Raw genomic sequence first — 24,070 nt, 5'->3', positions numbered from 1 at the left:
ATATGATAAGAGCATTCATGTCCGGATTGTCTCCGGGCTCCCAACTTCAAAGGTACAGTTATGATCATCGTTACCGGCGGCGCAGGCTTTATCGGCAGCAACATCGTTAAAGCGCTGAATGACAAAGGCATCACCGACATTCTGGTTGTCGACAATCTGAAAGACGGCACCAAGTTTGTAAACCTGGTTGACCTGAACATCGCTGACTACATGGATAAAGAAGACTTTCTGATCCAGATTATGGCGGGTGAAGAGTTCGGTGAAATCGAAGCAATCTTCCACGAAGGCGCGTGCTCTTCCACTACCGAGTGGGATGGTAAGTACATGATGGACAACAACTATCAGTACTCCAAAGAGCTGCTGCACTACTGCCTGGAGCGCGAAATCCCGTTCCTGTACGCCTCCTCCGCGGCCACCTATGGCGGACGCACCAGCGACTTCATCGAGTCCCGCGAGTACGAACAGCCGCTGAACGTTTACGGCTACTCCAAATTCCTGTTCGACGAATACGTCCGCCAGATCCTGCCGGAAGCCAATTCGCAGATCGTCGGCTTCCGCTACTTCAACGTCTACGGGCCGCGCGAAGGCCACAAAGGCAGCATGGCGAGCGTCGCTTTCCACCTCAATACCCAGCTGAATAATGGCGAAAGCCCGAAACTGTTCGAAGGCAGCGACGGCTTCAAGCGCGACTTCGTCTACGTGGGCGACGTGGCTGACGTCAACCTGTGGTTCTGGGAAAACGGCGTTTCCGGCATCTTCAACCTCGGCACCGGCCGTGCGGAATCCTTCCAGGCCGTCGCCGATGCGACCCTGGCGTACCACAAAAAAGGCAGCATCGAGTACATCCCGTTCCCGGACAAACTGAAAGGCCGCTACCAGGCGTTCACACAGGCGGATCTGACTAACCTGCGCAAAGCGGGCTATGACAAACCGTTCAAAACCGTTGCCGAAGGCGTAACGGAATATATGGCCTGGCTAAACCGCGACGCGTAAGAAACAAGCATGAAAATATTGGTGGTAGGCCCGTCTTGGGTGGGCGACATGATGATGTCGCAAAGTCTTTATCGTACGCTCAGGGCGCGCTATCCCCAGGCGATTATCGACGTGATGGCGCCAGCCTGGTGCCGTCCGTTGCTTTCGCGCATGCCGGAAGTGAACGAAGCGATCCCGATGCCGCTGGGTCACGGCGCGCTGGCTATCGGCGAACGCCGTAAGCTCGGCCACAGCCTGCGCGAACGTCGCTACGATCGCGCTTACGTGCTGCCGAACTCGTTTAAATCGGCATTAGTCCCTTTCTTTGCCAATATCCCGCTGCGCACCGGCTGGCGCGGCGAGATGCGCTACGGACTGCTCAACGACGCCCGGGTGCTGGACAAAGACGCCTGGCCGCTGATGGTGGAACGCTACGTGGCGCTGGCCTACGACAACGGCGTGATGCGCTGCGCCAAAGATCTGCCGCAGCCGCTGCTGTGGCCGCAGCTGCAGGTCAACGAAGGGGAAAAGTCGCAGGCCTGCAGCGCCTTTAACCTGTCCTACGATCGGCCGATCGTCGGCTTCTGCCCCGGCGCGGAGTTCGGCCCGGCCAAACGCTGGCCGCACTATCATTATGCTGCGCTGGCGAAAAAGCTTATCGACGATGGCTATCAGATTGCGCTTTTCGGCTCGGCGAAAGATAACGAGGCCGGCAAAGAGATCATCGCCGCCCTCAGCAGCGAGCAGCAGGCCTGGTGCCGTAATCTGGCGGGTGAAACCCAGCTGGAGCAGGCGGTCATTCTGATCGCCGCCTGTAAAGCTGTAGTGACTAACGATTCGGGGCTGATGCACGTCGCCGCAGCGCTGGACCGCCCGCTGGTGGCGCTGTATGGCCCGAGCAGTCCGGACTTTACCCCGCCGCTGTCGCATAAAGCGCGGGTTATCCGTCTGATTACCGGCTACCACAAGGTGCGCAAAGGCGATGCCGCCGAAGGCTATCATCAGAGCCTGATCGACATCACCCCAGAACGCGTCCTGCAAGAGCTGAACGAACTGTTAGCGGAAAAAACCGAGCACGAGGAAGCGTAACGGATGCGGGTATTGATCGTTAAAACCTCCTCCATGGGCGACGTGCTGCACACGCTGCCCGCGCTAACCGACGCCGCGCAGGCTATCCCCGGCATCCGCTTCGACTGGGTGGTTGAAGAGGGTTTCGCGCAGATCCCCTCCTGGCATAAAAGCGTCGAACGGGTGATCCCGGTGGCGATCCGCCGCTGGCGCAAAGCCTGGTTCTCCGCGCCGATCAAAGCCGAGCGTCAAGCCTTTCGCGAGGCCGTTCAGGCGGTAAAGTATGACGCCATCATCGACGCCCAGGGGCTGGTGAAAAGCGCCGCGCTGGTTACTCGCCTGGCGCACGGCGTCAAGCACGGTATGGACTGGCAATCGGCCCGCGAGCCGCTGGCGAGCCTGTTTTACAACCGCCGCCACCATATCGCGAAACAGCAGCACGCGGTGGAGCGTACCCGTGAGCTGTTCGCCAAAAGCCTTGGCTACGCGAAACCCCAGACCCAGGGGGATTACGCCATTGCGCGCCATTTCCTGCAGCACGAGGCTAGCGCTGCCGCGCCCTATCTGGTGTTTCTGCACGCCACCACCCGCGACGATAAGCACTGGCCGGAAACCCGCTGGCAGGAGCTTCTCGATCTGCTGGCCGACAGCGGCGTCCACATTAAGCTGCCGTGGGGGGCCCCGCACGAAGAGGCGCGGGCGAAGCGGCTGGCGGAAGGCCGGGAGTATGTTGAAGTGCTGCCGCGCATGAGCCTTGAGCAGGTGGCGCAGGTTCTGGCCGGCGCCCGGGCCGTCGTCTCGGTCGATACCGGGCTGAGCCATCTGACCGCCGCGCTGGATAAACCGAACTTTACGCTCTACGGCCCGACCGACCCGGGGCTGATTGGCGGATACGGTAAAAACCAGCACACTCTAATATCTCCGACCAAAGAAACCAAAGATATTAGTGCCACAACAATCATGCAGGCGATTCAGGAAGTGATTTAATGCGTAAACTCCATATTATCAACCTAGAAAAAATGGGTGGTGTCGAACGCCTATTTTTACAATACATTCAAGATGTTACTACAAATCAGGACTGTATTTTCTGTATAAGTAATCAAATAGGGCCTGAAATAGCCCAACATTTAACTGGTCGCAAAGTGACTTTTGTGAACCGAATTCTGAACAATTATCCGATTAAATTTCCACCTTTTTTACGCAAGTATGCCCTGCAAACCAAAACCTGGCTGGCAAACCCAGAGGCAATCATCGTCTGGGATCTAGTCCCTGTTTTTGTGGCTAAGCCTACGCGAGGAAAGGTCATTTATTACGATCATGGCTGCTCGTGGCGTTATCCGCATAATAAAAAAACCATGAATTTCTTTGCGGCACTGGATGGCACAATTTCCGCCTCCTATGCGTCAAAAAGGGTCATGGAGCTACGTTTTAATCTGTCGTGCCCCTCCCAGGTATTGATTAACCGCATTCTCCCGCCTGCAAATATTTTTACCGGTGACAAACCGCTTACCGCCCCGTTGCGTCTAGGAATTGCGGCGCGCCTCGTTGGTCTGAAAGGGATTAGTGTCGCACTCCTGACCTTAAAAAACCTGCTCGATCGCGGGATAAATGTCACCTTAGATATTGCAGGCAAAGGGCCGGATGAACATCAATTTATCCAGCTTGCACAGAAGCTGGGGATTGCGGGAAATGTAAACTTCCTTGGATTTCGCGATGACCTGAGCGATTTTTTTAATAGTATCCATATTTACCTTAGTACTCCAGTCACTGAGCCCTTCGGCCTTTCCTGCCTGGAATCGTTGTTTTATGGCGTTCCGGTGATCTACCCATTGATTGATGGGCAGCCTGAAGTTGTCAAAAATGGGGTCTGCGGTATCGGGATCACGCCAGACATCACGCCCGAAGCGCATTTTGAGCAGTGTGGAATCAACGTCAATTTTCCTTATGATGTTTATTTTCCAGGGCAGGACGCGTTACACCCTCCGCGATTACTGGCACCGGAAAAATGTGCTGATGCCGTTTTACGCATCGTTAACGGCGACTATGAGGCTTTCCGCAAAAACGCTTTTGAACATGTAAAATCAAATTTCGACGCTTCCGCTTTTATGAGCGACTTTAACTCTACTATCAGCGAAATTCTGGATGCATCGCGTGCTTAACACTCGTCTAAAAATCAAGAACATGGTTCTTAACCTTGCCGTTTTGCTTTATTTATTTACGTTTATGCTATTTTACGCCGCACCGGTAGAAATGAGAAAGATCTACTATTTAGCAGGTTATCTGACGTTTTTTGTCGCATTGTTAGGATGCCGTTCACTGACATCCTGGAAAAACAATCGAGATATTGCGGGCGCAACAGCGCTTTTTGGCCTTACGCTACTGGGGTGGTATGCTCTAAACTTCACTCATAGCGAATATTGGTCGATCTACGACTCCTATAAAGAAACAGGTAAGGTATTGCTCATTACCGCGCTTATCGTGTTTTTAGTTTCTAATCTCCGTTTTTCTTTTCCAGCCGAAAGGTTTTCGTGGCTGCTTATCGTCGCTGGGCTAGCGACTAACGCCTATGCCATCTACCAAGGCCTGGAGATAGAATCAGTTCGATTGCAAATCGAACTCGACCGTGCCACGGTTATCGCCTATATCTTTACCATGACGAATATCGTCATGCTGGCCGCAATTCTCGAACTTAAGAGCCAATATCGCTATTTTCTTTTCCTTCTTGCCGCATTAAGCGGATTCGCAGCCATTGCCTATACCGAAACGCGGGCTGCGCTTCTGACGTTCCCTGTATTAATTATCTTGCTATTAATCGTGCATCCCCGGGTTCGAAAAAAACAACTGCTCAAGCTCGGTACAGCCTTTATCGTTATGTTGGCACTACTGGCAATTGCCTTCCATCAGAAGTTGACGGACCGCTATCAGGGTTTACGTAACGATGTTAGCCAATATCAGGACAACAACAGCGTATCCTCTATCGGCTCACGATTAGCCATGTTCCAGAGTGGTCTACAGGCCGCCCTGGATGCACCTTTTGGCGAGTCGGCAGAACGGCGTAACGATAACATCAAGCGCCAAGTAGAGAAAAAACCAAAACTTACCGGGGCGCTGGATTACATGGATGTCCACATGCATAACGAGCTTATTGAAAATTTCTCACTGCGCGGCGTAGGGGGAGTCATCACACTCATTATTTTCTATGCTACTTTATTAATAAACGCCTGGCGCAAATGTAATGTGATGCAAGGCATGTTAACCTTGTCGGTGATTATCTATGGTTTAAGTGACGTTATTTTCTTCGGCAAAGAGGCCGTTATAATATTTTCTACGGCATTAATCCTTAGCATCTTGTATCAAAAAATTGTGATACATAAGGATGAGAACCATGAGTGACAAGCGACCTCTACTCAGTATCATTATTCCTGTTTTTAATAATGAGCTATATATAAAACAGACCCTCACATCCGTTTTCGAGCAAATCGATAACGATGTAGAAGTTATTATTGTCAACGACGGTTCCACAGATAATAGCGCCGCGCTCATTCAGAAGGCAATTGATGAGTATCAAGGCACTGGCGACCTTCACTTTATTAGCCAGCAAAATGCTGGCGTATCCGTAGCGCGCAACGTCGCACTCGACAAAGCGCAGGGCCGCTGGATTGGCTTTATTGATGGAGACGACCTCTGGTGTCCTCACTTTTTGCAGACGATCAAGCCTCTGCTATTAGAGGATGAAGGGGATTTAATCGACTTCCAGTATCACTATTTTGCCCAGCACCCTCCAACTTCCAGCGTACCAACGCTTGTAAAACGCACCGATATCACACAAGTTAACCATGATGCGCTTTATGAAATCTTCCGTCGTTCCCACTGGCATATCTGGAGCCGTATCTATCGCCACGAGCTCATTAATCAGCGTCGTTTTCACGTTGGGCGGCGCTACGAAGATATGATGTTCACTCCGTGGCTGTATCTCGAAGCCCACCATATCATTAGCCTTGATCAAGTCCTCTATTGGTATCGCGATAATGCACAGGGGATTACGCGCAATATTCAACCGTCAGATGCCAATGATATGGTTTTTGCCCTAAATCAAATTATTGATAATGCCAGAACTCAGCCACCGTCGCAGATGCCCTCTCGAATAATTACGCCTTTAATCATAAATTGCTTCAATGAAATCAAGGGGATACATGCAAAGCTTTATGGGTTTTATAACTACAGTGAACACACTATATCAACATTGAAGGCTGCCGCCGGGCTTCTTCCCTCCGGTAGCCTTTCACTAAAGCGTCGACTCCATCTACGCTATCCCGGTCTCTGGAAACGCGTTTCTCAGCTTCGCCATATACTGCGCCGGGGACGATAGTTAGCATTTCCGCTGGTAATATTCTGCCAACGTCATACCCTTCACCTGCGGCGCCAGCCAGCTAAAAAAGGCTTCGAGGTCAGCGTATAAACGCTCAATATCCCGTTCATTCTGGAACGTGGGGCTGCCGCCGGGCATATACTCTGAAGAGTGGAGCATATATTCCACGTAGTCATTGCCCTGCGTCAACGTTTGTTCGACGACTTTTTTCATCGTCTCCACATTGCCGCCCATCGGTCGCAGCCAGTGTACGGAGGGGGAACGCACTTTGCCGCGCAGGCGGTCGTAGCCCTGCTTCACGCTGTTCATCCACGCTGAGTGCTTGTACTGGATGCTCATCGGCACTTCCAGCAGCGGCGAGTGGCCCTCGCGGCTGATGTCATTTTCATCGAGGAAATAGGCATGCTGCGGAAAGCGGCGATAATCGGTCCCGCCATCGCCCTGCGGCGCCCCCTTGGCGGTCTTCCAGTTCACCCGCGGGGTCACCGAGCAATCCACCTGATACCCGTATTCCACCAGCAGACGCGCATAGCGCTCGTCAAAAGCCCAGCGCCCGGCGCGATGACTAACCATTTTGGTCTGGAAGGTATCCTCCAGCAGACGCGTCATATAGTCGACCTTCTCACGCATCATAGCGTCGCTGTATTCAATAAGATAAGGCTTATGGCGCCAGTCATCTGCGGTCAGCGGCTCGGTCGGCGGGCTGTTCCACGCATGCAGATGCATGCCGACTTCCGCGGTGCCGCGGGCAATCACGTCTCTGGCGAATTCGATATAAAAGGGGTCGATGGCCATTTCATAGTTGGTCAAATAGACCGGTTTAAAGCCATACTTTTCGCAAAGCTGCTGAAAACGCGGAAGATAACGCGCATTCTCGGTGGTGATGCTGTCATGTTTTTGCCAGAGGTTATCGCCCTCTGTATCAATCGTAATGAGAAATGCGGGATTGTGCACGAAAACGTCCTCAGGCCATACGTATCGGGTCATGGTAGAGCAATACAACGCTTCTCTCAATCTGTCTGATCCCCTAGAATCGGAACCCTTATCCTGGATGAAGAACAGAGTATGACGCCTGAAACCCTCTCCCGCGGCCCGTTGAACCCGGCGCGGATCCTGGTCATTAAGCTGCGCCATCATGGCGACATGCTGCTGATCACGCCGCTTATTCACGCGCTGAAACAGCAGTACCCCGCCGCCAGCGTGGATGTCCTGTTGTATGAAGAGACCCGGGATATGCTCGCAGCCAACCCCGATATCCACCATATTTATGGTCTCGATCGCCGCTGGAAAAAGCAGGGAAAAAGGTATCAGCTGAAGATGCAATGGCAGCTCATTCAGACGCTGCGCCAGCAGCGGTACGATATGGTGCTTAACCTGGCCGACCAGTGGCCGAGCGCGGTTATCAGCAAACTGACCGGCGCCGCGACGCGGATTGGTTTTGATTTTCCGAAGCGCCGCCACCCGGTCTGGCGCTATTGCCACACCGCGCTGGCCTCCACCCAACAGCACAACCAGCTGCATACGGTACAGCAGAATCTCTCTATTCTCGCTCCGCTCGGTCTCCAGTTGAACGATGCGCCGGCGCGGATGGGCTACAGCGAAGCAGACTGGGCCGCCAGCCGCGCCCTGCTGCCGGAGGACTTCCGGGAACACTACATCGTCATCCAGCCGACGTCGCGCTGGTTCTTTAAATGCTGGCGTGAAGATCGGATGAGCGCCCTGATCAACGCGCTGTCCGCCGAAGGATACGCGGTGGTGCTCACCTCCGGCCCCGATGCTAGAGAGAAGAAGATGGTGGATACCATCATCGCCGGCTGCCCGCAGGCGCGACTACACTCTTTAGCCGGCCAGTTAACGCTGCGCCAGCTGGCGGCGGTGATCGATCATGCCCGGTTGTTTATCGGCGTCGACTCGGTGCCGATGCATATGGCTGCAGCCCTTGGCACTCCGCTGGTCGCCCTGTTCGGTCCCTCGAAGCTGACCTTCTGGCGTCCGTGGCAGGCGAAAGGCGAGGTGATTTGGGCCGGCGACTTCGGTCCGCTGCCCGATCCGGACGCTATCAACACCAACACCGACGAACGTTATCTTGATTTAATTCCTACCGACGCCGTGATCGCGGCGGCGAAAAAGGTACTGGCATGAGTAAATTCAGGCTGGCTCTGGTGCGGCAGAAGTACCGCCCGGACGGCGGCGCAGAACGGTTTGTCTCCCGCGCGCTGGAAGCCCTCGACAGCAGTCATCTGCAACTGAACGTCATCACCCGCGAATGGCAGGGGCCGGTGAAACCGGACTGGCAGATCCATATCTGTAACCCACGTAAATGGGGGCGCATCAGCCGCGAGCGCGGCTTTGCCAACGCCGCGCGCGCGCTCTGGCAGCGCGAGTCCTTCGACCTGGTGCAGAGCCATGAACGTATTCCCGGCTGCGATCTCTACCGCGCTGGCGATGGCGTTCATCGCCGCTGGCTGCAGCAGCGCTCGCGCATTTTACCGGCCTGGAAAAGCCGCCTGCTGTTCGCCGACCGTTACCACCGCTACGTCATGCAGGCGGAGCGCGAGATGTATGAAGACTCACACCTGCGCGGGGTGATCTGCAACGCCGAGATGATCAAGCGCGAGATCATCGAAGACTTTGGCCTGCCGGCGGAGAAGATCCACGTTATTTATAACGCCATTGATAACCAGCGCTTCCTGCCGCCGGACGAAGAGACCTTTGCCGCCTTACGCGCCAAATGGCAGCTACCGCTGCAGGCGACCTGCCTGATCTACGTCGGCTCCGGCTTTGAGCGCAAGGGGCTGGCGGCGGCGATCCGCGCCATCGCTCCCACCGATCGCTACCTGCTGGTGGTCGGCAAAGATAAGGATCAGCCTCGCTATCAGGCGCTGGCGAAGAGCCTGAACTGTGAAGCGCGGGTGCGCTTCTTCGGCATGCAGTCGGAGACATTGCCCTTCTATCAAATGGCCGATGGTCTGCTGCTGCCGACCCTCTACGATCCGTTCCCCAACGTCATCCTCGAGGCAATGGCCTGCGGTCTGCCGGTGATCACCACTACCGGCTGCGGCGGGGCGGAGTTTATCGTCGACGGCCACAACGGTTACGTCTGCGACGCTCTGGATATCCCGGCGCTACAGCAGGCGGTAATGGCCCTGCCCGCGCGCGCGCTGGGCTCCGCGCAAGGCGGTCACGCCCGCGAGCGCATTATGGCCTGCACCAGCGAGCGACTCTCAACCCAGCTGCTTTCTCTTTATCAGGATCTGGTGAATTAACGATGCGCATCTTATTTGTGATTGACGGTTTACCCGGCGGCGGCGCGGAAAAAGTGGTCCTGACCTTGGCGGCACAGTTCCTGCGCGACGGCGATCGGGTGTCGCTCATTTCGCTGCGCGATGTCTGCGAGTACCCATTGCCCGAGGGGCTCGACTACCAGGTAGTTGCCGATCGCTGCCGTAAACCGTGGCGCAAGCTGACCGAGCTGTCCCGCCGCGCCCGCCAGCTGGACGCCGCAGTCGTGCGGGCCGAACAGCAGGGGCAATTTGACCTTGTGCTCTCCAACCTGCACAAAACCGACCGCATCGTCGCCCGCAGCCGGGCGCTGCGCGAGCGTAACGTCTGGTTCTGTCTGCACGGCGTCTTTTCGGCCTCCTATCTCGGGCACCGCACCGGCTTTGACCGCTGGATGAAGCAGCAGAAAATTAAGCGAATTTATCAGGGTCGCAACGTGGTGACGGTTTCCGACGCGGTGGGGCGAGATCTGGTGGAAGAGTTTGCCCTGCGCCCGGCGCAGCTGAAAACCATCTACAATCCCTTCGATATCACTGCCCTGCGCGCCGAGGCGGAAGCCGATAGCGAGCGCCCGGACGGTGACTACCTGATTCACGTCGGTCGCTTCCATCCGGGCAAACGCCATGACCGCCTGCTTGAAGCCTATGCGCAGAGCGGCATCGACGCACCGCTGGTGCTGCTAGGCCAGGGAAAACCGGAGCAAGAGCAGCGCCTGCGCCAGCTGGCAAAAACGCTGCACATTGACGATCGGGTGTGGCTCAAAGGCTTTCAGAAAAACCCCTTACCGTGGATCAAAGGCGCACGGATGCTGGTTTTGAGCTCCGATAGCGAAGGATTCGGCAATGTGGTGGTGGAGGCGCTGTTGTTACATACTCCTGTCGCCAGCACCCGCTGCCCCGGCGGCGTCACCGAGATCCTCACCGGCGAACTTGCCCGTGGTCTGGCGGATTTGACCAGTCCGGCGCTGGCTCAGACGATGCAAAGCATTTACCATAACCCGCCGGCCATCGACGATGCCGCGCTGGAAAAATTCAGCGTCGTATCCATTTGTCAGCAGTACCGTCAGCTGCAGCGCACCTGACGCCGTTAGTTAACCAGGATCGAAGATTTATGAGTCAAACGCCTTTATTGAGCATCGTGGCTGCCGTCTACAACGGTGAGAAATTTCTAGCGCAATTCTTTGAGTGCATTGAACAGCAGCAGCTGGACAGCTATGAACTGATCCTGGTGAACGATGGTTCGACAGACAACAGCCTGGCGGTGATCGCCGAATGGCAGGAGCGGCTGCAGAACGTCCAGGTGCTGGAGCAGGAAAACCAGGGCGTCTCGGTCGCGCGCAATACCGGCCTCGCCGCCGCCAGCGGCAAATATCTCGCGTTTCCGGATATCGACGACAAACTCTATCCGGGCATGTATCGCACGCTGCTGGAGATGGCCGAGAAAGAACATCTCGATATCGCCACCTGCAACGGCACCTATGTGTACGAAAAGCGCCGCGAGAGCCACCCGATCTTCCCACTGGATCGCCTGCCCTCGACGGATGTGCTGCCGGGCCATGTCTGGCTTAAGCAGGCCCTGGACTCGCGGAAGTTTCTGCACGTCACCTGGCTTAATATTTATCGTCACGACTTTATCCGCCAGCATCACTTCCATTTCGAGCCTGGCCTGCGCCATCAGGATATCCCATGGACCACAGAAGCCCTGCTGGCCGCGGAGCGCGTGCAGTACACCAGTCAGCAGTTCTATGATTACTACATTCACTCTGAGTCGGTGTCGCATAAGCCGGACAACGACGACACGCTGATGCGTTCGGCGCGCCACTATATGAAGATTCTGGAGATGCTGGAGGCGATTAACCAGCGCTACCCGGATAAAGTACGCCATATCGCCGCCTGTCGCTGGCAGATCGCCAAAGAAGGCCTGGGGATCATCCATACCTTCGATAGCATGAAAGATGAGTCCAAAAAGCATGTTATTATTAACGAATTCTTCGACCGCGGTATCTGGCGGTTAATCTGGAAAAACGCCTGTACTTTCCGTTTACGCTGGCGCCTGGGACGCCGTTATCTGCGTATTAAGCGTTATCGCCACGCGGGATAGACCAAAAACCCGCTGTTTCCGCCAAAGAGATAGCTTTACGCGGGCTAAATGCTTAGAATTTGCCCGCCAAAACAGAGAACGGATAAATAGTTTGGAATTGCTTTATACCACCCTACTTTACCTTATTCAGCCGCTGGTGTGGCTGCGGCTGCTGCTGCGCAGTCGTAAGGCTCCTGCCTATCGCAAACGCTGGGCGGAACGCTATGGCTTCTGTCAGAACAAGGTAGAGCCGGATGGCATTCTGCTGCACTCCGTTTCCGTCGGCGAGACCTTAGCCGCCATTCCGCTGGTCCGCGCCCTGCGCCACCGCTACCCTTCTCTGCCGATCACTGTCACCACCATGACGCCGACCGGCTCCGAGCGCGCCATGTCGGCGTTTGGCAAAGATGTTCATCACGTCTATCTGCCCTACGATCTGCCCGGCGCCATGAACCGCTTCCTGAACACCGTTCAGCCGAAGCTGGTGATCGTTATGGAGACCGAGCTGTGGCCGAATATGGTGGCCGCGCTGCATAAGCGTAAGATCCCGCTGGTGATCGCCAACGCGCGCCTGTCCGAACGTTCCGCCAAAGGCTATGCCAAACTGGGCGGCTTTATGCGCCGCCTGTTGAGCCGCATTACGCTTATCGCCGCGCAGAATGAAGAAGATGGTAACCGCTTCCTCTCTCTGGGGCTGAAGCGCAACCAGCTGGCGGTCACCGGCAGCCTGAAATTCGATATCTCCGTAACGCCAGAGCTGGCGGCCCGGGCGGTGACGCTGCGTCGGCAATGGGCACCGCACCGCAAGGTCTGGATTGCCACCAGCACCCACGACGGTGAAGAACAAATCATCCTCCAGGCGCATAAAAAACTGCTGGAGACTTTCCCGAACCTGCTGCTGATCCTTGTTCCCCGCCATCCGGAGCGCTTCCCCGACGCCCGTGAGATGGTACAAAAGGCTGGGATGAGCTTTACTCTGCGCAGCACCGGCGAGATCCCCTCCTCCAGTACCCAGGTAGTCATTGGCGATACCATGGGCGAGCTGATGCTGCTCTACGGCATTGCCGACCTCGCCTTCGTCGGCGGCAGCCTGGTGGAGCGCGGCGGCCATAACCCGCTAGAGCCGGCGGCGCACGCCATTCCGGTGCTGATGGGTCCGCATACCTTCAACTTCAAAGATATCTGCGCCAAGCTGCAGCAGGACGATGGCCTGATCACCGTTACCGATGCCGATTCGCTGGTCAGGGAGGTGTCCACGCTCCTGACCGATGAAGATTACCGTCTGTGGTATGGCCGTCACGCGGTGGAAGTGCTGCACCAGAACCAGGGCGCGCTGTCGCGTCTGCTACAGTTACTGCAACCTTACCTGCCGCAGCGGAGTCATTAATGTCGAACCGGCTTTCCGTGGTGATGATCGCTAAAAACGCCGCCGACCTGCTGCCGGATTGTCTGGGCTCCGTTAGCTGGGCGGATGAAATTATCGTCCTCGACTCCGGTAGCACCGACAACACCGTTGAGCTGGCCCGCCGCCTCGGCGCCCAGGTCTATACCCATACCGACTGGCGAGGCTATGGCATTCAGCGCCAGCGCGCGCAGGATTACGCCACCGGCGACTGGGTGTTGATGATCGATACCGATGAGCGCGTCACGCCAGAACTCAGGCAGGCTATTCTTAAGGTACTGGACGCCCCCCAGCGCGGCGCCATCTACAGCATCGCCCGCCGTAACTATTTTCTCGGACGCTTTATGCGCCACAGCGGTTGGTATCCCGATCGCGTCCTGCGCCTGTACGAACGCGCCCGTTACCGCTATAACGATAATCTGGTCCATGAATCGCTGGATAGCCTGGGCGCCGAGGTTATTCCGCTGACCGGCGATCTCCTGCACCTGACCTGCCGCGACTTCGCTGGCTTCCAGCAAAAACAGCTGGCGTATGCCGCCGCGTGGGCGCTTGAGCGTCACCAGAAGGGCAAGAAGACCTCGATGGCAGGGATTTTCAGCCATACGCTGGGCGCGTTCCTCAAGACGCTGCTGTTGCGCGGTGGGGTGCTGGACGGTAAACAGGGATGGTTACTGGCGATGGTCAACGCGCAGTATACGTTTACGAAATATACCGAGCTGTGGGCGCTGAGCCACGGCTACTCGGAGAAAGAGTCATCATGAGCACAAAAGCGATCTATCCGGGTACCTTCGACCCCATCACCAACGGTCATATCGATATTGTCACCCGCGCGGCAAGTATGTTCGATAAAGTGGTGCTGGCTATCGCCGCCAGCCCGAGTAAAAAGCCGATGTTCAGCCTTGATGAGCGCATTGCGCTGGCAGAGCAGGCGACGGCCCACCTGGTGAACGTGGAGGTTATCGGCTTCAGTGATTTAATGGCCAATTTCGCGCGCGCGCAGCAGGCCAATATCCTGATCCGCGGCCTGCGGGCGGTGGCGGATTTCGAGTATGAGATGCAGCTGGCTCATATGAACCGCCACCTGATGCCCACCCTTGAGAGCGTGTTTCTGATGCCGTGCAAAGAGTGGTCGTTTATCTCTTCCTCACTGGTGAAGGAAGTGGCGCGCCACCAGGGCGACGTTTCTCACTTTCTGCCAGCTAATGTGCATCAGGCGCTGTTGAATAAGCTGAAGTAACGCATCTGCCGGGACATGAGCCACGTCGGCTGGCGCAGCACTGCGCCGCTGGGCCATTCACACCGGCTCTGTCCCGGTCTTTGTGCCAGATGGCGCTACGCTGACCTGGCCTACAAACGCCCCCGGCCCACCAGATGCGCACCCGCAGGCCCGCTGACCTGGCCGACAAACATTCCTGTTCCTGAGACTACTTCTGGCACTGACGGCAATAAAAGGTCGCCCGCTGGGCATGTTTGGTCCCGACGACCGGCGTGCCGCAGATCCGGCAGGGTTCGCCCTTGCGGCCATAGACCTGTAGCTCCTGGGCGAAGTAGCCCGGCTTGCCATCGCTTTGCAGGAAATCCTTTAACGTGGTGCCGCCCTGCTCTATCGAACGCAGCAGGACCAGCTTAATCACCTTCACCAGCTGCTCACACTCTTCCCGCGACAGCGAGGACGCCAGCCGGTCAGGATGGATCCCGGCGGAGAACAGCGATTCACTGGCGTAGATATTCCCCACGCCCACCACCAGCTTGTTATCCATCAGCCAGGGTTTGATCGCGGTTTTCTTCTTCGCGCATTTTTGCTGGAGATAGTCGGCGTTGAACGCGTCGCTGAGCGGCTCCGGGCCAAGATGGGCCAGTACCGGATGGCCTTCCAGCGTTCTGGTCCACAACCAGGCGCCAAAGCGGCGTGGATCGGTGTAGCGCAACACCTTGCCGTTACTCATGACCAGGTCAACGTGATCGTGTTTTTCAGCAGGCAGCTCTTCGCTCAGGATGCGCAGGCTCCCCGACATCCCAAGATGGACGATGATCCAGCCGTCCGGCAGCTCCAGAAGCAGGTATTTGGCGCGGCGACGCACGCTGAGAACCGGAACGTCGCTCAGGCGATAGATCTCTTCGGAAACCGGCCAGCGCAGCCGTCCGTTGCGCACGACGGCGTGCAGAATGGTTGCGCCAACCAGGTGCGGCTCGATGCCGCGGCGGCTGGTTTCAACCTCTGGTAATTCAGGCATGATTTTCCTCCGTTTACCCGACGTATTGTGCTTCACGGACAGGTGACTGAAAAGGGAGTATGTGAAAGCAATATGGGGGAGTTTTAAAAACAAAAAACCCCGCCGAAGCGGGGTTTTTATACAAGGAGGCTAAAATTATTTAATTTTAGCTTCTTTGTAGATAACGTGCTGACGTACAACCGGATCGTACTTTTTCAGTTCCATTTTTTCCGGTTTGGTACGTTTGTTCTTCGTGGTGGTGTAGAAGTGACCAGTACCAGCGGAAGAAACCAGCTTGATTTTCTCACGAATACCTTTAGCCATGATTTATTTCCTCTAAGTACTTAGTACTTTTCGCCACGGGCACGCAGTTCAGCCAGAACTGTATCGATGCCTTTCTTATCGATTACACGCATACCTTTAGCAGATACGCGCAGGGTGACAAAACGCTTCTCGCTCTCAACCCAGAAACGGTGAGAGTGCAGGTTCGGCAGGAAACGGCGTTTAGTCGCGTTCAGTGCGTGGGAACGGTTGTTACCGGTCACCGGACGCTTGCCAGTAACTTGGCAGACTCGGGACATGTCTATTCTCCAAAAATCAAATTAGCTCGAGCTTCGTATGGGGTATTGGCGCCTCGTCAGGCTTTACAGCCTGGTCATCGCAGTTCAATGTGAACTCTCGACTGCCAGGCCCAAATGCCAAACCCGAGATTCTCAAAGGTGGCGTAGTATACGCTGACTCGGCGATGTGCTCAAGTCCCGAACAGACAAAGATCCCGAAGGATCGCCAGTTCGGGGCTAAATCCAGCCACGTTCGGCAAAAGATACATACGCACCGCGGCCGATAACCAGATGATCAAGCACGCGTATCTCCATGAATCTACAACATTTTATCACCCTTTCGGTAATCAGTCTGTCGGCCTGACTTGGCTCCGGGCTACCGGAGGGATGATTATGCGCAAGGATCACGGCGGCGGCGTTCACTTTGATGGCTTCGCGTACAATTTCTCGCGGATGCACCTCAACGTGGCTAAGAGTACCAGAAAAAAGACGACTATGTTTCAACACCCGGTTCTGATTATCTAAAAAGATCACCATAAAGATCTCGCGCTCCTCTTCCGTCAGCTGGCTTTGTAAAAACTCGCGCGTCATCGAGGGGGTGACCAGCGCGGCCTCCTCGACCAGCTGCGAGCTAAAATAGCGTCGCGCCAGCTCGGCAATGCCCTTCAGTTGGGCATATTTCGCCAGCCCCAGTCCGTCTACAGCAATCAGTTGCGCTTTATCAGCGGAAAGCAGAGCGTAGAGTGAGCCAAAACGCTGCAGTAACGCCTGGGCATAGCTGAGCACATCCTGACGACGCGTGCCGACGCGCAGAAACAGCGCCAGCAGCTCAACATCCGTTAGCGTTTCGATGCCGTATTGCAGCATCTTCTCCCGTGGCATCAGATTTTCCATTCCGTCCATGCGCCCTCCTGGGTGAATCAGCCTATCCTGGCACAGCCTGACGGCGCTGCCGACCCGTCGATTTTCACCCTGCGTAGCCGCTCGCAAAGTGAATGCCCGGCAGAGACACGACGGCGGCAGGATTGTGATAAGATGCGCGGATTCTGGTCTACGGCAACAGGAAGACATCATGATGACTCTGGCGGGTAAAAAAATCGTCCTGGGCGTCAGCGGCGGCATCGCGGCGTATAAAACCCCGGAACTGGTGCGCCGGCTGCGTGAACGCGGCGCGGAAGTGCGTGTCGCGATGACGGAGGCGGCAAAAGCGTTCATCACCCCACTCAGCCTGCAGGCGGTATCCGGCTATCCGGTTTCCGACAGCCTGCTCGATCCGGCGGCGGAAGCGGCAATGGGCCATATTGAGCTCGGTAAATGGGCCGACCTGGTGATCCTCGCCCCAGCGACCGCCGATTTAATCGCTCGCGTGGCGGCCGGCATGGCCAACGATCTGGTGTCGACGATCTGTCTTGCCACCCCATCCCCGGTTGCCGTGGTGCCCGCCATGAACCAGCAGATGTATCGCGCGCAGGCCACCCAGCATAATCTGCAGACGCTCGCTACCCGCGGGCTGCTGCTATGGGGACCAGACAGCGGTAGCCAGGCCTGCGGCGACGTCGGCCCGGGGAGAATGCTCGATCCGTTAACTATCGTAGACATGGCCGCGCAGCATTTCGCCTCCCCTGTCAAAGATTTGCAACATCTCAACCTCATGATTACCGCGGGCCCGACCCGTGAGCCATTGGATCCGGTGCGTTATATCACCAACCACAGCTCTGGCAAGATGGGCTTCGCGATTGCCGCCGCCGCAGCGCAGCGGGGCGCGAACGTGACCTTGATCAGCGGGCCGGTATCGCTACCGACCCCGCCGTTTGTGCAGCGCATTGATGTCACTACCGCGCTGGAGATGGAAGCGGCCGTCCAGGCTGGCGCCCAGCAGCAGCACATTTTTATTGGCTGCGCCGCAGTAGCGGATTACCGCGCCGCCGTCATCGCCGAAGATAAAATAAAAAAACAAGGTGATGAATTAACAATAAAAATGGTTAAAAACCCGGATATCGTGGCCGGGGTCGCGGCGCTAAAATCACATCGCCCCTACGTCGTTGGGTTTGCCGCCGAAACGAATAATGTGGAAGAATATGCGCGGCAAAAACGTGCCCGCAAGAACCTCGACCTGATTTGCGCCAACGATGTTTCCCAGCCTAATCAGGGCTTTAACAGCGACAGCAACGCACTACACCTTTTCTGGCAGGATGGGGAAAAGCGCTTACCACTTGAGCGCAAGGAACTCCTGGGCCAATTATTACTCGACGAGATCGTGACCCGTTATGATGAAAAAAATCGACGTTAAGATTCTGGACCCGCGTGTCGGCCAGCAATTTCCGCTGCCGACCTATGCCACCTCCGGCTCCGCCGGACTTGACCTGCGAGCCTGTCTCGACGACGCCGTAGAGCTGGCGCCGGGCGCAACCACGCTGTTGCCGACCGGCCTTGCGATTCATATCGCCGATCCCTCTCTGGCGGCGGTGATCCTGCCGCGCTCCGGCCTGGGTCATAAGCATGGCGTAGTCCTGGGCAACCTGGTGGGCCTTATCGACTCCGATTACCAGGGGCAGCTGATGGTGTCCGTCTGGAACCGCGGTCAGCAGAGCTTTATTATCGAGCCGGGCGAACGTATCGCGCAGATGGTCTTTGTGCCGGTCGTTCAGGCGGAATTTAACCTGGTGGAATCCTTCGATGCCACCGACCGCGGCGAAGGCGGCTTCGGTCACTCAGGGCGTAAATAAGCCCAGCAACACGGAATCTGCATCCCAACGCGCATAACGCAATAACATTACCGCAAGCCCTGGTTTGCGGTCGCGTTGTGGATGTCTGCCTGACAAGTGCTTATTTTCAGGGGTATTTTAAAACATGGCAGAAAAGCAAACTGCGAAACGGAATCGTCGCGAAGAAATACTTCAATCTCTGGCGCTGATGCTGGAATCCAGCGATGGTAGTCAGCGTATTACCACCGCGAAACTGGCGGCTTCCGTCGGCGTCTCTGAAGCCGCGCTGTATCGCCATTTTCCCAGCAAAACCCGCATGTTTGACAGCCTGATCGAGTTCATTGAAGACAGTCTGATTACGCGCATCAATTTGATTTTGAAAGATGAAAAGGACACCACCGCGCGCCTGCGCCTGATCGTTCTGTTGATTCTTGGCTTTGGCGAGCGTAATCCTGGGCTGACGCGTATCCTCACCGGGCACGCGCTGATGTTCGAACAGGACCGGCTTCAGGGTCGCATCAACCAGCTTTTTGAGCGCATCGAAGCGCAGCTACGCCAGGTGATGCGCGAGAAAAAAATGCGCGAAGGCGAAGGCTACACCCTCGACGAAACCCTGCTGGCCAGCCAGCTGCTGGCTTTCTGCGAGGGCATGCTGTCGCGCTTTGTGCGCAGCGAGTTCAAATATCGTCCGACGGATGATTTCGACGCCCGCTGGCCGCTGGTCGCCGCACAGCTGCAGTAATCTTCTTCTGAGATGCCCGGTAGCGTGACGCTTACCGGGCGTATGTCTTAGACGCCGTAGGCTTCACGATAGGCGCGAACTGACGCCAGGTGTTCCGCCATCTCGGGTTTCTCTTCCAGATAAGTAATCAGCTCTTTCAGAGTGATGATTGAGATAACCTGGCAGCCGTAATCCCGCTCCACTTCCTGAATGGCGGAGATCTCGCCGCGGCCGCGTTCCTGACGATCCAGGGAGATCAGAACGCCCGCCAGCTGCGCGCCCTGGGCCTGGATAATCTCCATGGATTCGCGAATCGCCGTACCGGCGGTGATCACGTCATCCACCAGCATTACCCGGCCCTGCAGCGGGCTACCGACCAGATTGCCGCCTTCGCCATGGGTTTTTGCCTCTTTGCGGTTAAAGCAGTAAGGCAGATCGCGGTCATGATGCTCGGCTAACGCCACCGCGGTGGTGGTGGCGATTGGGATTCCTTTGTAGGCCGGGCCAAACAGCAGGTCAAACTCAATTCCGGAATCCACCAGCGCCTCGGCATAAAAACGGCCCAGCAGAGCCAGATCGCGCCCGGTGTTAAACAGGCCGGCGTTGAAGAAATAGGGGCTCTTGCGCCCGGATTTCAGCGTGAATTCGCCAAACTTAAGAACCTGCTTGCTAAGCGCAAACTCAATAAACTGGCGCTGATACGGCTTCATGGATTCGCTCCTTTGGTACTTTTCATCATTGTCAGACTGCGCGCTCCCCTTCGCAGGTGTGATGAAGGATAAAGCGCAAAAAAAAGGCGACTTCTCAGTCGCCTTAATCATTAATTTTCTAACGCCGCCTTCTGCGTCGTGATAATGGACTCGATCCCCCCTCGGGCTAACGCCAGGAGAGTGAGGAGTTCTTCATGGGTAAACGGCTCACCTTCCGCAGTGCCCTGCACCTCAATAATACGGCCATCTTCGGTCATCACCACGTTCATGTCGGTCTCCGCGGCGGAGTCTTCGATGTACTCCAGATCGCAGATGGCTTCGCCATTTACGATACCGACGGAGACCGCGGCCACCATCCCTTTCATCGGATTGGTTTTCAGCTTGCCGGCGGCGACCAGCTTATTCAGCGCATCGGCCAGCGCCACGCAGGCACCGGTAATGGAGGCGGTGCGGGTGCCGCCGTCGGCCTGCAGTACATCGCAGTCGAGAGTAATCGTGAATTCGCCCAGCGCTTTCAGGTCAACCGCTGCGCGCAGCGCGCGGGCAATCAGGCGCTGAATTTCCATCGTCCGGCCGCCCTGCTTGCCTTTTGCCGCTTCACGCGCGTTACGCGTGTGCGTAGAACGCGGCAGCATGCCGTATTCAGCGGTGATCCAGCCCTGGCCCTGGCCTTTCAGGAAACGCGGAACGCCTTCGTCAATAGAGGCAGTGCACAGCACTTTGGTATCACCGAATTCGACCAGCACGGAGCCTTCAGCGTGTTTTGTGTAATTACGGGTCAGGGTGACGGGACGCACCTGATTAGCGCTACGGCCTGCTGGACGCATGATAGAAATCTCCGGCTTGAAACGAATGTGAGGGCGCATTATACGAATTTCATGGCAAAAAGCCTATGCCCACTCCAGCCGGACGCGCCGATAATGTCAGTCCAGCGTTTTACGATAAGATTTCAACCCCACGCCAATGACAATCACCGCCAGGCCTATCAGCGGCAAGAGGTCAGGCAACAATGCCGTTGCTGAATAGCCTTTCAGCATAATGCCCTTAACCAGGCGGATGAAGTAGGTCAGCGGTAAACAGGAGCCAATGGCTTTCGCCCAGTCAGGCATACTAATAAAGGGGCTAATAAAGCCGGACAGCATAATGGAAGGGATAAAGTAAAAAGAGGACATTTGCAGCGCCTGCAGCTGGTTTTGTGCTAAGCCAGAAATACCGATACCAATTGACAGACAAAGAAAGACATAAATTAACAGCACAAAAAATAGTAGGAAGACGCTACCGTGAAGGGGGATATCGAACAACAAAACGGCGGCAATCAGGATTAACGTCGCCTGAAACAGACCAATGATAACAAAAGGCGTTATTTTCCCAATAATGACCTCAAGCCCGGACAACGGAGAGACCAGTAAATTTTCTAACGCCCCGTTTTCTCGCTCGCGGGTAATTGACAGGGCGGTCATCAGGATTAACGTTGTACTGAGTATAGACCCCATAATACCGGGAATAGTATTAAACTGGGTTATCCCCTCAGGGTTAAACATGCGATGAATGATAAGCTCGAAATCATCCTCTTTTTGCACCACACGCATGTCGCCCGGCAAATCGTGCTGAAACATCGACTTCGCCACCTGCACAAGGGCGCTGAGCGCATTCCCCGTGGTGATCGGATCGATGGCATCCCCCTGAATTAATAGTTGTGGCTTTTCTCCACGCAGTAACTTGCGCGTAAACCCTTCAGGGATCGTCACGATAAAAGTGACATCCCCCCGCACAAAGGCTTTCTGCGCCGCCTCTTCTGAATCGACAGGAATCATCGAAAAATACCCGGTATTTTGCGCTTCCGTCACAAAGATTTGACTCATGCGTTCGGTATCATAATTTAGTAAGGCGGTCGGAAGATTATGCGGATCCATATTGATGGCATAGCCAAGAATGATCAGCTGAAAAAGAGGTGTCAGGAGCACCATACTGATGCTGACTTTATCACGGCGTAGCTCGTGAATTTCCTTAATAACCACGCCAATCCACCGCGTAACGGAGAAGCTAAAATTAATTTTTTTCACAATTATTTTTCATCAAGTAGGTAAATGCATCTTCCAGATTGGTATCCACCTTACAGAACTCATAACCCTGTTGCGTAAAGGCAAAAAGCGCGGATTTTAACTTCGCTTCATCTCTGGATGTAATATAAAGCTGATTGCCAAAAATGACCGTTTGCTCAATATCCGGCAAGCGCTGTAGCTGGCTTTCAAGCAGCGTCAGACCGGCGCCGCTGGTTCGCATGGTGATCAAATTCTGGGAGGCGATAATCGACGCAATAGTGCCATTCGCCAGCAGCCGACCATATGAGAGATAGGCAACCTTATGGCAGCGCTCAGCCTCATCCATATAATGCGTGCTCACCAGTATCGAGATCCCCCGGTCAGAGAGCTGGTGCAGCATTTGCCAGAACTCTCGCCGCGCCTTGGGATCCACGCCAGCAGTCGGCTCATCCAGAAATAGCAAAACAGGTTCATGCAACATACAGGCGGCGAGGGCCATTCTTTGCTTCCAGCCCCCAGAAAGCTCCTTAGCCAGCTGGTGCTGTCGGGCAGTGAGGCCTAACTCAGAAAGCGCACGTTCAACCCGATCTCTACGCCGATCGAGGCTATATAACCGCGCAATAAAAAGTAAGTTTTCCCGAATAGTTAAATTTCCCCACATTGAGAAATACTGGGTCATGTAGCCTATCTTTTTCTTTATCTTTTCCCGCTGCGTAAAGATATCCATACCCAGACAAGTACCTTCACCGGAATCCGGCGTAATCAAACCACACATCATTCGAATCGATGTCGTTTTTCCGCTACCGTTCGGACCGAGAAAACCATAGATCTCGCCTTTTGCTACCTGTAAAGAGAAATCCTTTACGACGTGATGCTCGCCAAAATGTTTATTGAGATTTTTTACATCAATACAAAGATTATTCATCGCCAATAATCTCCACATCAAACGGTTGGCCGATTTTCATCCGCCCTGCCTGCTGCAGCGCAGGGATAGCCTCCGCCATAAAAATGAGCTTCTCACGACGTTTCGTACTATAAATAACTGGAGGCGTAAACTCGGCCTCAGGGCTGATATAGTTAATAACGCCAGCAATGGGCTCAGCGCAACCATCGCATATAAGTTTTACCTTAGATCCGATTTTAAATTTACCGAGCTTCGCTTCGGGTATAAAGAAGCGTACTTTTATATTCTCAGGAGGTAACAGACTGATTATTGGTTTACCAGCAGAAGGGCGCTCCCCGGCACGATAAATAATATCGAAGACTTTAGCATTGACCGGAGAAACAATCGTCGTTTGCTGGACATCCCACAGCGCCTTATCCCGTTCGAGTTTTGCCGCGGCCACCATTGAGCGCTGCTTGCTAATCTCATCCTGCCGGGCAGGGAGTTGCCGTGCTTTGAGTTGATTAATTAACTCTTCAACCTGTGCGCCTTTTTGAGTTAATTCATCCCGGATATCCTCCCATTCCGCAAGCGATATGGCATGATTGGCGTAAAGATTACGATATCGCCCAAGCTGCCGCTTTACCTGGGATTCTGCCGATTGTGCTTTTTTAATCTGCGAACGTATAATATCCAGCTCTTCAGGCCGTTCTCCAGATTCCAGATTTCGTAATAGAGCGCTCTCTGCTGATAGTTTTTCCTCAGCGCGCAGGAAAATATTTTGCGCATCGAAGGACTCAATCTTCACTAACTCCTGTCCTGCGGCGACGTTATCTCCTTTATTGATCAAGATCCGTTCTATTTTTTCATTACCAGAATATGAAAGGTATACAAATTCTCCATGTGAATAACCGGATAACATGTTATCTGGTTTGTTATCACACCCGGTGAGTATCAGCACCGATATCAGTATAATAAATACATTTATTGGCTTTCGCATTAAAACGCATCCATACGCATATCATTTCCCTTATCACTACGGTCTGGATTGAGGCACGCTCGCT

General features: G+C 55.0%; 27 protein-coding genes. 17 read left to right on the top strand and 10 right to left on the bottom strand.

The window, feature by feature from the left end; all coding sequences use genetic code 11:
• Nucleotides 1-60: 60 nt before the first annotated feature.
• The 6 genes from rfaD to AB1E37_RS00725 are packed head-to-tail and all read left to right on the top strand — an operon-like array spanning nucleotide 61 to nucleotide 6,409.
• Complete coding sequence (gene rfaD / locus AB1E37_RS00750; RefSeq protein WP_002922463.1) at nucleotides 61-993, top strand: ADP-glyceromanno-heptose 6-epimerase; 933 nt, start codon at nucleotides 61-63, stop codon at nucleotides 991-993.
• A gap of 9 nt (nucleotides 994-1,002) precedes the next feature.
• A complete protein-coding gene (gene rfaF / locus AB1E37_RS00745) occupies nucleotides 1,003-2,061 on the top strand; it encodes an ADP-heptose--LPS heptosyltransferase RfaF (RefSeq protein WP_004196077.1) in 1,059 nt (352 codons plus the stop codon).
• A gap of 3 nt (nucleotides 2,062-2,064) precedes the next feature.
• A complete protein-coding gene (gene rfaC / locus AB1E37_RS00740; protein WP_004901354.1) occupies nucleotides 2,065-3,027 on the top strand; it encodes a lipopolysaccharide heptosyltransferase RfaC in 963 nt (320 codons plus the stop codon).
• Nucleotides 3,027-4,199 carry a glycosyltransferase gene (locus AB1E37_RS00735; protein ID WP_004901358.1) on the top strand — a complete coding sequence of 391 codons (1,173 nt, stop codon included), beginning with the start codon at nucleotides 3,027-3,029 and terminating at the stop codon, nucleotides 4,197-4,199. Before rfaC ends, AB1E37_RS00735 begins: the two co-directional genes overlap by 1 nt.
• A complete protein-coding gene (locus tag AB1E37_RS00730) occupies nucleotides 4,183-5,433 on the top strand; it encodes an O-antigen ligase (protein ID WP_004901359.1) in 1,251 nt (416 codons plus the stop codon). The genes AB1E37_RS00735 and AB1E37_RS00730 overlap by 17 nt, the downstream gene beginning before the upstream one ends.
• Nucleotides 5,426-6,409 (top strand): glycosyltransferase, encoded by a 984-nt coding sequence (locus tag AB1E37_RS00725; RefSeq protein ID WP_004901362.1) that lies wholly within the window; start codon nucleotides 5,426-5,428, stop codon nucleotides 6,407-6,409. The genes AB1E37_RS00730 and AB1E37_RS00725 overlap by 8 nt, the downstream gene beginning before the upstream one ends.
• Here the strand turns inward: AB1E37_RS00725 and AB1E37_RS00720 are convergent, their stop codons facing one another.
• The gene (locus AB1E37_RS00720; RefSeq protein ID WP_004901364.1) at nucleotides 6,410-7,363 is read right to left on the bottom strand and encodes a polysaccharide deacetylase family protein; all 954 of its coding nucleotides are present in this window, start codon (nucleotides 7,361-7,363) and stop codon (nucleotides 6,410-6,412) included.
• 111 nt (nucleotides 7,364-7,474) lie between these two features.
• On the opposite strand from AB1E37_RS00720, the gene rfaQ reads away from it, so the two are divergent.
• The 7 genes from rfaQ (at nucleotide 7,475) to coaD (ending at nucleotide 14,409) form a co-directional block, all read left to right on the top strand.
• Entirely contained in the window at nucleotides 7,475-8,551 is a 1,077-nt protein-coding gene (gene rfaQ, locus AB1E37_RS00715) for a putative lipopolysaccharide heptosyltransferase III (protein ID WP_004181527.1), read from the top strand.
• Entirely contained in the window at nucleotides 8,548-9,675 is a 1,128-nt protein-coding gene (locus AB1E37_RS00710) for a glycosyltransferase family 4 protein (protein ID WP_004901367.1), read from the top strand. The genes rfaQ and AB1E37_RS00710 overlap by 4 nt, the downstream gene beginning before the upstream one ends.
• A gap of 2 nt (nucleotides 9,676-9,677) precedes the next feature.
• Nucleotides 9,678-10,772: a glycosyltransferase gene (locus AB1E37_RS00705; protein WP_032447940.1), complete on the top strand. Its 1,095-nt coding sequence runs from the start codon at nucleotides 9,678-9,680 to the stop codon at nucleotides 10,770-10,772.
• 29 nt (nucleotides 10,773-10,801) lie between these two features.
• Entirely contained in the window at nucleotides 10,802-11,791 is a 990-nt protein-coding gene (locus AB1E37_RS00700) for a glycosyltransferase (RefSeq protein WP_004173909.1), read from the top strand.
• Nucleotides 11,792-11,882: 91 nt separating this feature from the next.
• Nucleotides 11,883-13,157, top strand: coding sequence for a lipid IV(A) 3-deoxy-D-manno-octulosonic acid transferase (waaA, locus tag AB1E37_RS00695; protein WP_004145263.1), 1,275 nt, complete (start codon nucleotides 11,883-11,885; stop codon nucleotides 13,155-13,157).
• Nucleotides 13,157-13,933, top strand: a complete 777-nt coding sequence (locus tag AB1E37_RS00690) for a glycosyltransferase family 2 protein (protein WP_004145264.1) — start codon at nucleotides 13,157-13,159, stop codon at nucleotides 13,931-13,933. Before waaA ends, AB1E37_RS00690 begins: the two co-directional genes overlap by 1 nt.
• Nucleotides 13,930-14,409, top strand: a complete 480-nt coding sequence (gene coaD / locus AB1E37_RS00685) for a pantetheine-phosphate adenylyltransferase (protein ID WP_002922501.1) — start codon at nucleotides 13,930-13,932, stop codon at nucleotides 14,407-14,409. Before AB1E37_RS00690 ends, coaD begins: the two co-directional genes overlap by 4 nt.
• Nucleotides 14,410-14,596: 187 nt before the next feature.
• Here coaD and mutM read toward each other — a convergent pair whose 3' ends face one another.
• The 4 genes from mutM to radC all read right to left on the bottom strand — a co-directional run bounded on the left by mutM (nucleotide 14,597) and on the right by radC (nucleotide 16,848).
• A complete protein-coding gene (gene mutM, locus AB1E37_RS00680; RefSeq protein ID WP_004173907.1) occupies nucleotides 14,597-15,406 on the bottom strand; it encodes a bifunctional DNA-formamidopyrimidine glycosylase/DNA-(apurinic or apyrimidinic site) lyase in 810 nt (269 codons plus the stop codon).
• A gap of 135 nt (nucleotides 15,407-15,541) precedes the next feature.
• Nucleotides 15,542-15,709 (bottom strand): 50S ribosomal protein L33, encoded by a 168-nt coding sequence (gene rpmG, locus AB1E37_RS00675; protein WP_002922510.1) that lies wholly within the window; start codon nucleotides 15,707-15,709, stop codon nucleotides 15,542-15,544.
• 20 nt (nucleotides 15,710-15,729) lie between these two features.
• The gene (gene rpmB / locus AB1E37_RS00670; protein ID WP_000091955.1) at nucleotides 15,730-15,966 is read right to left on the bottom strand and encodes a 50S ribosomal protein L28; all 237 of its coding nucleotides are present in this window, start codon (nucleotides 15,964-15,966) and stop codon (nucleotides 15,730-15,732) included.
• A gap of 216 nt (nucleotides 15,967-16,182) precedes the next feature.
• On the bottom strand, nucleotides 16,183-16,848 hold the full coding sequence (radC, locus tag AB1E37_RS00665; protein WP_002922589.1) for a DNA repair protein RadC: 666 nt from the start codon (nucleotides 16,846-16,848) through the stop codon (nucleotides 16,183-16,185).
• 172 nt (nucleotides 16,849-17,020) lie between these two features.
• Between radC and coaBC the strand changes: the two genes are divergently transcribed.
• From coaBC to slmA, 3 genes are all read left to right on the top strand, one after another.
• Nucleotides 17,021-18,235 (top strand): bifunctional phosphopantothenoylcysteine decarboxylase/phosphopantothenate--cysteine ligase CoaBC, encoded by a 1,215-nt coding sequence (gene coaBC, locus AB1E37_RS00660; RefSeq protein WP_004188117.1) that lies wholly within the window; start codon nucleotides 17,021-17,023, stop codon nucleotides 18,233-18,235.
• Nucleotides 18,213-18,671, top strand: coding sequence for a dUTP diphosphatase (dut, locus tag AB1E37_RS00655; protein WP_004145270.1), 459 nt, complete (start codon nucleotides 18,213-18,215; stop codon nucleotides 18,669-18,671). The genes coaBC and dut overlap by 23 nt, the downstream gene beginning before the upstream one ends.
• A 124-nt stretch (nucleotides 18,672-18,795) precedes the next feature.
• Nucleotides 18,796-19,392, top strand: a complete 597-nt coding sequence (slmA, locus tag AB1E37_RS00650) for a nucleoid occlusion factor SlmA (protein WP_002922598.1) — start codon at nucleotides 18,796-18,798, stop codon at nucleotides 19,390-19,392.
• Between the two features lie 47 nt (nucleotides 19,393-19,439).
• Here the strand turns inward: slmA and pyrE are convergent, their stop codons facing one another.
• From pyrE to AB1E37_RS00625, 5 genes are all read right to left on the bottom strand, one after another.
• Nucleotides 19,440-20,081 (bottom strand): orotate phosphoribosyltransferase, encoded by a 642-nt coding sequence (gene pyrE / locus AB1E37_RS00645; RefSeq protein ID WP_002922600.1) that lies wholly within the window; start codon nucleotides 20,079-20,081, stop codon nucleotides 19,440-19,442.
• 110 nt (nucleotides 20,082-20,191) lie between these two features.
• Nucleotides 20,192-20,908: a ribonuclease PH gene (gene rph / locus AB1E37_RS00640; protein ID WP_002922602.1), complete on the bottom strand. Its 717-nt coding sequence runs from the start codon at nucleotides 20,906-20,908 to the stop codon at nucleotides 20,192-20,194.
• 96 nt (nucleotides 20,909-21,004) lie between these two features.
• The gene (locus AB1E37_RS00635; RefSeq protein ID WP_002922603.1) at nucleotides 21,005-22,144 is read right to left on the bottom strand and encodes an ABC transporter permease; all 1,140 of its coding nucleotides are present in this window, start codon (nucleotides 22,142-22,144) and stop codon (nucleotides 21,005-21,007) included.
• The gene (locus tag AB1E37_RS00630; RefSeq protein WP_004152982.1) at nucleotides 22,131-23,048 is read right to left on the bottom strand and encodes an ABC transporter ATP-binding protein; all 918 of its coding nucleotides are present in this window, start codon (nucleotides 23,046-23,048) and stop codon (nucleotides 22,131-22,133) included. Before AB1E37_RS00630 ends, AB1E37_RS00635 begins: the two co-directional genes overlap by 14 nt.
• Nucleotides 23,041-23,967 carry an HlyD family secretion protein gene (locus tag AB1E37_RS00625; protein ID WP_269465041.1) on the bottom strand — a complete coding sequence of 309 codons (927 nt, stop codon included), beginning with the start codon at nucleotides 23,965-23,967 and terminating at the stop codon, nucleotides 23,041-23,043. Before AB1E37_RS00625 ends, AB1E37_RS00630 begins: the two co-directional genes overlap by 8 nt.
• On the opposite strand from AB1E37_RS00625, the gene AB1E37_RS00620 reads away from it, so the two are divergent.
• Nucleotides 23,927-24,058 (top strand): hypothetical protein, encoded by a 132-nt coding sequence (locus AB1E37_RS00620; RefSeq protein ID WP_004216995.1) that lies wholly within the window; start codon nucleotides 23,927-23,929, stop codon nucleotides 24,056-24,058. The two genes, AB1E37_RS00625 and AB1E37_RS00620, sit on opposite strands and share 41 nt — an antisense overlap.
• The last annotated feature ends 12 nt before the right edge of the window (nucleotides 24,059-24,070 follow it).

This window comes from Klebsiella sp. Shm-1, assembly GCF_040804525.1.
GTDB lineage: Bacteria > Pseudomonadota > Gammaproteobacteria > Enterobacterales > Enterobacteriaceae > Klebsiella > Klebsiella pneumoniae.
Note: the sequence above shows the minus strand (reverse complement) of the source record. Positions and strands in the feature narration are given on the sequence as shown.